The organism is Cohnella sp. (assembly GCF_041640265.1).
GTDB lineage: Bacteria > Bacillota > Bacilli > Paenibacillales > Paenibacillaceae > Cohnella.
In genome coordinates, this window is record NZ_JBEQAP010000022.1 from 20,442 (window position 1) to 32,417 (window position 11,976).

At 50.1% G+C, this 11,976-nt stretch carries 11 protein-coding genes and 1 pseudogene; 1 reads left to right on the forward strand and 11 read right to left on the reverse strand.

The annotated features are described in order from the left end of the window. Positions 1 to 41: 41 nt before the first annotated feature. From ACESLK_RS16525 to ACESLK_RS16555, 7 genes are all read right to left on the reverse strand, one after another. A complete protein-coding gene (locus ACESLK_RS16525; protein ID WP_373230696.1) occupies positions 42 to 392 on the reverse strand; it encodes a type II toxin-antitoxin system PemK/MazF family toxin in 351 nt (116 codons plus the stop codon). A gap of 3 nt (positions 393 to 395) precedes the next feature. Then, positions 396 to 677 carry a CopG family ribbon-helix-helix protein gene (locus ACESLK_RS16530; RefSeq protein WP_373230698.1) on the reverse strand — a complete coding sequence of 94 codons (282 nt, stop codon included), beginning with the start codon at positions 675 to 677 and terminating at the stop codon, positions 396 to 398. A 149-nt stretch (positions 678 to 826) separates the two neighbouring features. Further along, positions 827 to 2,008: an alanine racemase gene (alr, locus tag ACESLK_RS16535; RefSeq protein WP_373230700.1), complete on the reverse strand. Its 1,182-nt coding sequence runs from the start codon at positions 2,006 to 2,008 to the stop codon at positions 827 to 829. Positions 2,009 to 2,199: 191 nt separating this feature from the next. Next, entirely contained in the window at positions 2,200 to 3,372 is a 1,173-nt protein-coding gene (locus ACESLK_RS16540; protein WP_373230701.1) for a LolA family protein, read from the reverse strand. A gap of 135 nt (positions 3,373 to 3,507) precedes the next feature. Then, complete coding sequence (locus ACESLK_RS16545; RefSeq protein ID WP_373230702.1) at positions 3,508 to 5,052, reverse strand: tetratricopeptide repeat protein; 1,545 nt, start codon at positions 5,050 to 5,052, stop codon at positions 3,508 to 3,510. A gap of 42 nt (positions 5,053 to 5,094) precedes the next feature. Beyond that, positions 5,095 to 5,295, reverse strand: a complete 201-nt coding sequence (locus ACESLK_RS16550; protein WP_373230703.1) for a helix-turn-helix domain-containing protein — start codon at positions 5,293 to 5,295, stop codon at positions 5,095 to 5,097. 32 nt (positions 5,296 to 5,327) lie between these two features. Continuing rightward, on the reverse strand, positions 5,328 to 5,528 hold the full coding sequence (locus ACESLK_RS16555) for a hypothetical protein (RefSeq protein ID WP_373230704.1): 201 nt from the start codon (positions 5,526 to 5,528) through the stop codon (positions 5,328 to 5,330). Positions 5,529 to 5,646: 118 nt separating this feature from the next. Here ACESLK_RS16555 and ACESLK_RS16560 point away from each other — a divergent pair. Then, positions 5,647 to 5,919 (forward strand): annotated as a pseudogene (locus tag ACESLK_RS16560) (beta-galactosidase small subunit-related protein); the annotation flags it as partial. Positions 5,920 to 6,105: 186 nt separating this feature from the next. Here ACESLK_RS16560 and ACESLK_RS16565 read toward each other — a convergent pair. Genes ACESLK_RS16565 through ACESLK_RS16580 form a run of 4 tightly spaced genes read right to left on the reverse strand, consistent with a single transcriptional unit; the run spans position 6,106 to position 11,954 of the window. Beyond that, complete coding sequence (locus tag ACESLK_RS16565) at positions 6,106 to 8,103, reverse strand: beta-galactosidase trimerization domain-containing protein (protein ID WP_373230706.1); 1,998 nt, start codon at positions 8,101 to 8,103, stop codon at positions 6,106 to 6,108. 31 nt (positions 8,104 to 8,134) lie between these two features. Then, a complete protein-coding gene (locus tag ACESLK_RS16570) occupies positions 8,135 to 9,559 on the reverse strand; it encodes an alpha-L-fucosidase (RefSeq protein WP_373230707.1) in 1,425 nt (474 codons plus the stop codon). Further along, positions 9,544 to 11,052 (reverse strand): leucyl aminopeptidase family protein, encoded by a 1,509-nt coding sequence (locus tag ACESLK_RS16575; protein WP_373230708.1) that lies wholly within the window; start codon positions 11,050 to 11,052, stop codon positions 9,544 to 9,546. Before ACESLK_RS16575 ends, ACESLK_RS16570 begins: the two co-directional genes overlap by 16 nt. Next, complete coding sequence (locus ACESLK_RS16580; RefSeq protein ID WP_373230709.1) at positions 11,049 to 11,954, reverse strand: metallophosphoesterase family protein; 906 nt, start codon at positions 11,952 to 11,954, stop codon at positions 11,049 to 11,051. Before ACESLK_RS16580 ends, ACESLK_RS16575 begins: the two co-directional genes overlap by 4 nt. Positions 11,955 to 11,976 lie beyond the last annotated feature (22 nt).

Here is an 11,976-nt window from a genome sequence, read left to right on the forward strand (position 1 = left end):
GACAAAAAGCTGCATACTCGCAGCTCCTGTTTCTATTCTCATTAAAAATCAATCAGACCCACACTAATCTGCAGCGATTCATCCACTTTGCGCATGGTTTCGTCGTCTAAATGCGTGATCTTGTCCGTTAACCGTTGCTTGTCGATTGTTCGGATTTGTTCAAGCAGAATGACGGAATCACGCTCCATGCCGTGAATTTTCGCTTCGATTTCGACGTGAGTCGGCAGCTTTGCTTTCTGAATCTGCGCCGTGATGGCCGCTACAATAACGGTAGGACTGAACCGGTTGCCGATGTCGTTCTGGATGACCAGCACAGGACGTACTCCGCCTTGCTCTGAGCCGACCACCGGCGACAAATCCGCATAGAAAACATCCCCGCGTTTGACAATCAAATTCTACACCCCGCTTACGAGGCGCCCGAGTGTACTTTCGGCATCTTCTTCGGCGTGAAAGGCTTCCGATGCCATGTTCAGATTGATCTTTGCCATTTCCAAATAACCGCGCTGCATGGCATCGTGAATCAGTCTTTTCTTACGTTCTACCAGGTAATACTTCATAGCTTGGCGAATAATTTCACTGCGGTTCGTATTCTCCTTGGCGACGACAAAGTCGACCTCGCGCAGTAAATGATCCGGCAGACTGATCATAATACGTTTCGTATTGTGCAAATTAGCCACCGAACGGACACCCCCAAAGAATTTCCAAAAAAGCAACCTAATTTCCAGTATGCATGAGACCGTTAAGAAATATACGATTCTTCTATCATAAACATTCTAGATATTCATTTCACTTTCCTGCATACGGAACATAAAAATAATTTCCAAAGTTAACCCAACAAAGGATTTACGATTGAGATGACTTCCCCGCTGCGTAGGTAAACACGCGGAACTCTTGCCGCCAACATACAAGTTACTTCATAATTAAGGGTACCAAGCTTCGTTGCAACCTCTTCCGCAGAGATGAACTCATCCCCTTGGCGGCCAATTAACACCACTTCTTCTCCGGCTCCGATTCGTTCTTCGCCGTCTTTCTCGGCATCATTCAGACGAATCATGCACTGATCCATGCAGATTGTACCCAACACAGGTACCTTTCGTCCTCTGACCAGCGCCTCAGCTTTCCCGCTTAGCATCCGGCTGAAGCCATCCGCGTAACCTAACGGCAGAGTGCCTATCGATTCCTTACCTTGGGTAAAATATCTCGTACCATAACTAATGCCTTCGCCTGCTTCCAAACTCTTCACGTGCACAATAGATGTTTTTAAGGTAAGAACAGGCTCCAAATGGACCATTCGCGAATTCACTTCAACGCTTGGATAAAGGCCATACATGCTAATCCCAAGCCGCAGCATACCGCCAACCCGCTCCGGCATATCGATACCTGCCGCGCTGTTACTGGAATGGATAATGGATATCGGCATTCCTGCGCGCTTAACGTAATCAACAACACTCTGGAATCTTTGCTGTTGCAGCTCCGTATAGCTTTTGTCCATCTCGTCCGCACGTGCGAAGTGAGTGTACAGCCCCTCTACAGTCAGCTGCGAAAGCTTGAAGGCGCGGTCCAGAAACCGCTCTGCCTCCGCTCCTGGAAGTAAACCGAGGCGCCCCATGCCGGAATCGACCTTAATATGCGCCTTCAATTTATTGCCAACATCTGAAAGCTTCGCCACATCATCAAGCATGTGGTCTCGATATAGGGTTACCGTTATTCCTTTCTCCTTAGCAAGAGACAGCCCCTCTGGAGGTGTATAACCTAATACGAGAATGGGTGCTTCTATTCCTGATGCTCTCAGCTGCAACGCTTCATCCAGAAACGCCACACCTAAGTAATCAGCACCGGCGGAGACAGCACTCCGCGCAACCTCTACAGCCCCATGTCCATAAGCGTTCGCCTTAACGGATGCTAAGATCCGTGTTCCTGTTGCCAGATGCTTGCGGAACGCTCCTATGTTAGACTCTAGGGCATCGAGGGAAATCTCGGCCACAGTCGGCCGGTAATAACAGTCCACGGACCGGTCACCTACCCTGCTCAAGTGCTACAATAAAGTAATGTTACCGGGAGGATGCGGTGCTGTCAACGATATTCAAGCATACAAACTTTTCCTTTTCCCTAGAAAAAATCATTCAACCGTCATCTCCAAAGAGATATGCCTTCGAAGAAAGGGCCGATCGACTAGCGATCGGCCCTTTTCTCTTTTGCCTATTTACCCGATGATTGTTCCATGGACTGTGCGATTCGAACCATATCATCCTGCGGCAGATCTGCGCTGGTTATCCGGTATTCTACGCCTTCATAGCTCCAAGTCAGTGTGCTTGTCACACCTTCTGTGAGATGACCTAACGTAAATCCGAGGTCTTTGACAATACCTGCGCTGAACGTTACGGCTCTATCCTTGGATACCATCTCAACGATAGTAAAATCATAGGTTCCTGTATAGCGAAGCATAACGCCTAAATAATCTCCAAGCTGCACGTCACTGGTATCCTTTAATTCAACACCAACCGGTAATGCATCTGGATCCGGTTCAATGACTGTGAGATTGACCTCTGTATTCTTAGCCGCATTGTCATTGCCTGAATCCGGCTGAACTGAGGTTTCATCGTCGGGAGCTGCTGATGCCTCAGGTGATGAATCATCCGGAATAGCAGAGGCGTCTGGGGCTGCGTCTGGAGTTGGAGAAACATCCGGACTAGGACTTCCCTCCGATGTATCGGAAGGCTTGTTATTTGGGGTGATTCCCATATTCTTATCCATATCGAACGCAGTCTTATCGAACTTCTTGCCGAATTCGAAGGTGTCGAAGTTAACTTCCACCATCACATTCGCGTTCGCATCCGTCACTTCTACATGTCTAGGTGAGTAATCTTCCTGGTCTAGCCATATTTTCTGCCGAGCGAAGGAGCCATTCTGATAGTTTCCAGCCATAACGTCGAATACATATGCGTCCTTGTCTGTTGTAAACTGCCTTGAGTTATCCACCAGAATGCTTTGGACTAAGGTCTGGTACAGGTACACTTGGCCTTGATTATCCGGCCAATCGCTTTGGAATCGGTAGCTCTTGTTGAGCTGCGGGGTGAGAACGAATACCCCTTCTTCATTACGAAGGACGATTTGCGTAATGTCTCTTTTGGCATTGGTAAGCGATATCCGATATAGCTGCGGCTTCTGGTACCACACTTCCACTTTGTACTCTAGCGGCTGTTGACCTGTATGTAAGATCATCGTGCCGCTGCCTTCATAACTCTCCATTTTACTGACGACTTTGTCCAGGTCCTTCACGATCGATTCCGCATTCTTGCTCCCGCCGCAGCCAGCCAATACGACTGTCATTAGCAGGGCAACAGCGGTGATCCATGAAATCCGACGACGCATGCGATCCACCCCTCTGCACATTAATAATTCCATGGTTCATGTCTATGAGGGGACTTGACCAATTATGCAGACTAGCATGACAAGCATGGCGAGCGGAGAAAATACAACCCGAATCACATGAGGACAAACAATCAATTAATGAAAAAGCGCACGAAGAGCCAGTGCTCCTTCATGATCAGGCTCCATAGCTAAAGTTCTCTGAGCATAATCCAATGCAGCGCCCTCATGGCCAACCTCATAACAGCAAACCGCAAGGTGATAGAGCAGCTCGGAATCTGCCTCGCTATGAATCAGTGACCGCTCCAAGAATACCCTCGCATCCTTGAACAAATCCATTTGATATAACAGCAAGCCGCAATCTAACGCTAAGTTATGCTTCCCCTCCATAGGGTAATAGGATTTCCACATCAAGTGTATCCCCCTGCGAACATCTTCCATTTCAGCCTCGTTAGAGGTTGGCAGAAGGCTCGAGATACGCTTAGCGCTTTGCAGGAGCCACTGCGCATCATGGCCTCCCAATCGCCAGAGGGCAAGGATTTGGCGTATCTCCAATTGTTCCAGCTGTCCATCAAACCATTGTTTCATGCTGAAGAAGTCGTCAGGACCAAAACGATCTACAAACCGTCGATATGCTAATCGAGTATTACCATAGCTATTAAGGTCTTGCAGCATTAGAATGCAGCCTACGTTTAAGTTATTATAATGATGCGAAGTGAACAAGGACTGCGCACCCTTCCGCTCGAAAAAGGTTTGGATGGCATGATAATTAGCCGTCAAGGAGAAGCTTCCGTGAACAATAAGCTTGGGGGGCTCCGCAAATTCCCAGTTCTCTAAGCGGTGATCGCCTTTATCCGCCGTGAGCAGAAGGAAACCCTGCTGCGATAGCTGGCCAAGCCGTTCTAAACATGCCATTCCTATGGCTGGAAAGAGAATATGGGAGTCATCGAGCTTCTGTCTATAAATTTCTATAACGTCGCGGTACGGGTACGTCTCCCGTTCGTAATCGGCAGCCCTGCGATAATGGTACTCAAGGATGACTTTCTCCAGCATTTCGGATGCGCTCAGATCGGCAGCTCCATCCGGATGCTGTAGAGAAACCTTGCACTCATAGATTTTACTATCTTCCATATAAATCAGTTCTTGCGGGATACTGTCAAAAAAGTAATTTGCGATAACCATGAGCGGCTGCTGCAAGTCGCCCGGCCGTATGAGGACACCTGATTGTGTCAACTTTAGCTCTGTATCCTTAACGGCATCAAACTTCGCAAAATCTAAAATCCCTTTTTCAACAAAAGGGATTAAGCTGCGATGCTGTTGCCAGAAGGATATATTTTTGACTGCTAAATCACTCATGATATAGCGGAAAGGAGGAAGCGTGAAGCCCGCATATTCCGTTAGCTCGCACAGCTCCGTAAGAACGAGAAATGCTAATTGGCCCGACCCCGCTCCAAGCTCAACGATCGTAACAAGCTCAGAGGCATAACCTAATTTCGCTCTATCTTGAAGAAACCCAAAAATCATTTCCGCATATGCTGCGGCAATAATCGGATTACTCGTTATGTACTGCGGGACTACTTCATTCTGCCACGCCTTGATTCCTTGCTCTTCATAATAGGATCGCTGCAGCTCCCAAATAGGGGCTTCACTGAAACGGTAGATGGTTTGTTCTGATTGTGACATCTCATACCTCCATCGGTATAATTCAAACAATAATATAGAAGCTCATTTTGTCCGGGAATAGGAAGGCGTGCAGCCGAAGGTTCGGTGATATAATCTTGAAAAATAAACCGGCGCGAGGCCCACAGATGCAGCGGCTTGACTGATCGTCATGTCCGGATGTTCGCCTAACAATAAATCGGCAGTCCGCAGACGACTCCCTTGCAAAAATTGCAGCGGAGTTTGATTTAACGCTTGCCTGAACAAGCGGGTAAACTGTTTCGGCGTCTAGCAGGAATTTAGAGCAGCGTACCCGGATTTATGATGTCCCATTTATCCTGCCCTAGCAGACGAAGTTTCCCTTTTCCAGAAAAGGTTAGAAACAACTGATTAGCCGAGAATCCTTCCAATCGTGTGATCGAAGCCTGCATCTCTGTCCCTACCGTGTAGACCGCAAATGGCAGTCCCTCTTCGAATTGATGAGAGCTGTTGCTTCTCAAGCGGAGCAAGTCCAACCAACGTCACCTCGGAATGCCCATTTTGTATGGTATGTTGTCCATTTTGGTTCCCATAGCAGATCGTATCCCACGGCTATAATTAGATCAAGCGCCGCAAGAGAACGGTTCGCGTTACGGAACGGATTGGGCGATCGTGTCGAATGAGCAGGGTATGGGCTTGAAATTTACGGTGCCAAACCCGTTCTCGTTTAACGCTTCCCACTATTCATCTGAGGATCTTACAGCCGCCGCGCACACCTATGAGCTGAAGAAGAGGAAGGAAACGATCATCCATCTGGATTACAAAATGAGCTGTGTCGGATCGGCCTCTTGCGGTCCGGAGCTGCATGAGAAATATCGTTTCAGCGAGCAGGAATTCCGATTCGAGCTCTGAACCGTACTTATCCCGTAACATCTAGCTGCTTCCCACCACTAACACGCTCGCAGCGTCTTAATCCACCCAAACTAGCTACTTTTCCACTACTAACACGCTCGCACCGTCTTAAAGACTGTTCCATATGATCACCTACTCGGACAGCCCCTTTCTAACGGCGAGCAGCGCCCGCAACATAGGCCAGACTCAGGTATGGCACAAAACCATCTGATGACTCGTGAGGTCAACCGAAAAGCGGGTATACCCCTGTTCATCCCGGTCATACGGAATTTCAGTCATCTCGGGCAGCAGTCGGACTTCCGTGACTTCCTTATCCAGCTTTATTCGAACGGAGATGTCCCGTAGAGTCGGCACGTCTTCGATCACCTGCGTATCCCCGCGTAATATCGGCACGGCATATAACAGATGCAGAACATAATCGTTATCAGTTGCGAGACGGGTTAGATTCACTTTTCCCGCAGAAGGCAGACTGGTCGTCATTACAGGTTCGGGCAGCAGCTGTTTCACGCACTGCAGGAATAAATCCCGGTAAAGCTGCATGCCGTGATTCCGGTATAAACGAAACAAAGGCTGTGAGATGTAGATGATATTACCGTGACGGATGACAGCGGGATAATCCGCTTCTTCTGCAGCTGGAGCGTGCAAATGCGAGCAAAAATGCCCGTAAGTCCGGTTAAAGTACGGTCTGTACGTATGCGCCAACACCTCTGCCTCATTGACGGCGACTTTATAACCGGATTCATAATTGATGAAGGGAGAGGTTACAAGATTACCTGCGATCAGATCGGATACGAGCGTATAATCCTTCTCCCACTCCGATTTGCCGCGGAAATTCGCCCCTACGTCAAGGGCAAATTCAGGACGTTCCGTCCAAAGGCCGCTTTCTGCGCTCATAATAAGTTTACCGCCGTCTGCCACATACTGCTCAAGTTTATTTTTGAGGGAGTCGGTCAACCGGATCTGATCAGGCAGTATCAGTATTTTATAAGAAGAGAATTCCATGGCGTAGTCAATCATGTCGAACAAATAATGTCCCTCTTCCAGCATCATATAAGCGCCCATGTCGCTAGTTCGGCTGTCTTCGGCTCCGATAAGCGCATTAGCCGAGAGAATGGCAATTTCCGCAACGCTGTCGGTTGAATGGCACCAGGTCTCTTTGACCGCGACATCCTCGAAAGCCTCTCCGATGATCCGGTATGTTTCTTCATCCATATGACCGCTTGGATGAAGCTGATCGCCGATACAGATCCTAGCTCCGAAAGAAATCATCTGCTGGCACTCATAGCGCAATGCGGCCGGATTCTTAAAGCCTCCGAATTCTCCCCAAGATTTATGGAACTTCCCGGTCATCCCTAAATATTGAAAATCCTGTTTTCGAATATAACGCACCATGCTGCTGAAATAATCATACCCCCAACCACCGGTAGGCAGTGATTCGATATCGTAGTGGGAATAGTAAGGGTAATAAAGTTTTTCGCCCATTTTCTCTGTCGTACAGTTATGATAAAGCCTGGTTTCCGAATTGATCGACCAAATGAGCTCCGAGGTTTTCTGCAAATAGTTCAAGTAAACCTGTTTGGCTAATTGCATGCGGTGTTCCGGGTTGTTCTCGTCCAATCCCAGTTCCTTCAACCTGCTGCGGCAGTTTGAACAAAGGCATGGATATTCACCGACGATATCATAGAAAATGCCAATCGGTTGGAATCTCTCCATCACTTCCCGGGTGTAATCCAATATATACTGCAGGTATGGGGAATTCATACAGAGCATATGCCAACCGTCCCAGCCGGAGGGGAGCGGAGTTTCATTCGGCGCTTTCGGAGGGCCGTACGGTTCGCCATTAGGCTTCACTACCACCCAGTCGGGATGTTCTCTGGCAGCGAGCTCGTTAAAGCCTACGGTAATATAGATTGGCGCTTCAATATCGTTCTGTTTGCAAGCGTCCAGCATTCTCGGCAGCAAATTCGTTTCCAGATGCGGATGCGCCTGTCCGACCTTCGTATCGAAGTAGCTCCAACCATGATGGCACATGGCAAAGACGTTGATCGTATCGATATGGGCCTTTTGTAAACAGCCGATGAATTGTTCCTCGTCGAAATCTTTACCTACGCCCGTAATGTGCTCGGAAGTATGGAAATCAAGATGAACCTGACGGAAACGAATAGAATGAAATTTTTGTGCCAATGTATTCCCCTCCACCTGAGAACCTTCATTATTATTTGCTTGAAAATACTTGAAAACTTGTCAGCGTCGGATACCATCTGGAGGCTGTAATGGTAAGTTTGATATAACGGGCGGTTACCTTGCCGAAACGGCAAATGCGTTTATAACCGATGACCGTTCCCTGATCCAGAGGTTTCCACACGTCTCCATCTTTCCATTCCAGGCTGAAGCTTTCAATTCGTTGACCGACCCGGATTTGTTCCATCAGGACGATGCGGTCGAATGTTTTTTGTTCTTGCAGGTCGATTTCGATCTCGGCTTGCTCCACACCTTCCGGAGGACACCAGTAAGTGTCCAGATTCCCATCAAGTATGTTGTTCGCATCATGCCGATCATCCATTTGCGCCGATGCAACGGCCACAGCTTCAGCACATAAGTTGTCCCGGTACGTGTCCATGATCGTCTGGCCGAGCTCGCTCATTCGCCGCGCATCGTTCTCGTGGATCAGGCCGCGCTTATCAGGAGGCAAGTTCAGCAAGAAGTTAGCGTTGCCTCCAACCGACCGAACGTAGACTTCCAGCAGTTCGTCCAACGGCTTAACTTGGTCGTCCTCTTCAGGATGATAAAACCAGCCCGGACGGATCGAGGTATTCACTTCCGCAGGATACCAAACAAGCTTATCCGCTCCTCGAATAACTTCCCGGCTTCCTAAATCGTCGTCCTGAGAGTCATACCGCTTGGCAAACTCGCCGTCATCCTCTTGCTGCGATTTCTCCTGGATTTTCTCGTTGTCCTGCAAGGCTGCCGGCACCACGCTCCACTCCGAATTGCGGGTATGGCCGGCTTCATTGCCGCACCAGCGGACGTCCGGGCCGCATACCGAAATGACCGCTCCCGGCTGCAGCACGCGGATGAGCAGGTAGTAGCTTTCCCAGTCGTAAACCTGCCTTTTGCCGTTTGGCCCCTCTCCGCAAGCACCATCGAACCATACGCAGAAAATGTCGCCGTAATCGGTCAACAGCTCTCTTAGCTGGTTCATAAAGAAAGAGTTATAGGTTATCGAATCTCCATAGGTTGGTTCATGAAGATCCCATGGCGAAAGGTAGATACCGAAGCGGATTCCAGCGGAACGGCAAGCGTCCGCGACCTCCTTGACCAGATCGCCCTTTCCTTCTCTCCACGGACTGTTTTTTACAGAATGCTCGGTATAACGGCTCGGCCACAAGCAAAAACCGTCATGATGCTTGCATGTCAAGATCAATCCCTTCATGCCTGCCGATTTGCACACTTCCACCCATTGATCGGCATTTAATTCGGAGGGATCGAAGAGAGCAGGGTCTTCGTTCCCGAGTCCCCACTCCCGATTGGTAAACGTATTGACCGTAAAATGAATAAAACCATAAAACTCCATTTCGTGCCAAGCGAGCTGACGATCCGAGGGCTTTACCCGTGCGGCTTCTTTTATGGTTTTTTCCATGGTTCTCCTCTGTCCTCCTTGATCAAAGCCTTTTTGTCCCGCCCCATTACAAACGAGGCCAACAACCGTGCGCCGAAGCCGGTTGCTCCGATGGCGTGAGCTCCATTTGCAGAGGACGAAGCTTTCGGTCCGTTCATGTCGATATGCGCCCATCTCAGCGAGGGATGAACAAACTTCCGTAAAAACAGTGCCGCCATGATCGCCCCTGCGCCTTCACCTCGGCTTATGTTGATGATTTCCGCATAATCGCTCTCCAAGTACGATTCGTATTCATCGACCAAAGGCAGCTGCCATACCTTCTCGCCGAATGGATCGCCAGCATTTATCAATGAGCGCGCCAACTCGTCATCCCCGAAAATACCGGCGATTTTGGAGCCGAGCGCTCCGACGACGGAATAGGTAAGCGTCGCCATATCAATTGCTTCGGCGGCACCGATACGATGGGCATAGATCAACGCGTCGGCGAGAATGAGTCGTCCTTCCGAATCGGTATTGCCCACTTGAACGGTAAGCCCGTTCGCATATAGGATCACATCGCTTGGCAACAGGCAGTGCCCGGATATTACGTTCTCCGCCGCAGGTACCAACACCGCCACATTTGCGGACGCGCCGCTTTTAACCAAGATGTCCAGCGCACCGAGCACCCCCGCCGCTCCGGCCATATCCATCCTCATATCGCTTATGTCGTTGTCACGTTTAAGGCTGACGCCCCCGGTGTCGAACGTAATCCCTTTGCCGATCAGCGCCGTAAGCGGCTTTGACTCGTCCGTGCAATAGCGGAGCTCGATAAAAGCAGGCGGAAAGGCGCTTCCTTTTCCTACCGCTATCATTCCGGCCAGCTCGAGACGCTCCAGCTCTTCGCCCGTGAACACTTTAATCTCGACGGCTGTGCCGGTAAAACGCTCCTTCACTCTCTCGACCAACGTGAATGGACGCAAATGATTGGCAGGCTCGTTTGCCAAGTTACGCGCCCACTGAGTGCCCGCAGAGTGAATTTCCCCACGCCGAATCGCGTCCTGAACATCCGCGTTCGTTTCCCCTTCGAAACGAAGAATTGGGAGTACTCGTTCATGGTTCTTCGCCTTGTATTTGTCAAAAGAATAAGTTCCCAGCCGCCAACCTTCTACCCATGCCGTTACCGCTTCCGTTTCTAGGCAGGAAGATGTCTCTCCATCCCATAACACTTGAAAGGATACAAGGGCTGACCTGCACTGCTCCTTGACCGCCGTTCTCCCCGTGTTGCCAGCCGCTTCGCGGATGCGAGCGGGATGAAACGGCGCCGTGTCGCCCAAGCCTACGAGAACAATATCCGGTTGTCCTTGGCGGCCATAGAACCACGTAACGGCATTTCTAGCTCCCATATGCGGGCGCAGCGCGGCCGAATCCAAGAGTTGCCCAACGTGCGGCACATCCGAAAGCCGCTTCAGGCTTTCCTGGTAAACCGGGTAGACGAGTGTTTGCAACGCGTCATCGGATCCCTTCTCGATACTCATCGAACAATCCCTCCGTCATCCTCTACGATCCAGGTATCGAAATCCCGAGTTCCTTCATGCAACTGAATGACACGAGCGCCTCTGCGCAATTTTCCGTAGCAATTGTAGCCCGTCACGCGGCCATAACAAAGACGAATGCCGTGCAGGGTGCCGCAATAATCATTGTCGTGGTCATGCCCGACAAAGGTACCCAGCACATCTTTCATTTGGACCATCGCCCCAAACAAGCCCGTGTTAATTTTGGGGCACTCCACATTTTCCTCTTTGGTGCCGGTCACTTGTCCTCCATGCCACGCGGCATCATACTCGGGAACCGGAATATGGAAGAAAGCGAGCGCGGACAGCGGTCTCCCGCTTTGCTCCGCCAACCGCCGGGACTCCTGCGTGTACCAGTGAATCTGATCCGGGTGGACCCACGCGTACCCGCCGATTTCTTCAGGGGCGTTGATGCCGGAATCAAAGAAATACAGTGCCAAGGCATCATTGCTCCCGGCACCGTCCTTCACCTTCAACATGAAGTTTCCCACGCCGTTAATGTCGGAAGGTCCGGCAATGGAAAGACATCTTTCATTTTCCTGCTGGATCGCCAGCAGTTCCTCCCGCGTAACCCCCGCTTCCGCATCGTGGTTGCCGAATACGGCTGCCCAAGGAACCTGTGATTCGGCGATCGGCGCAATCGCCCTGCGAAACGACGCCTTTGGATCCCCAACGCCATGGCTCCAGATCATATCGCCGGTCAGCACGACCAAATCCGGCTGTTCAGCCGCAATAACGCGCCGGACCAAAGCAGCCGTTCGACCGTCGCTCTCCCGTTCTTCCTCTTTCCCGTCCCCGAAATGCATATCCGTGAACTGCACGATCTTAAAGGTTCCATCTTGACGATATTTCAAGCCGCTGCCCATAACCATTTTCCCTCCGATACCT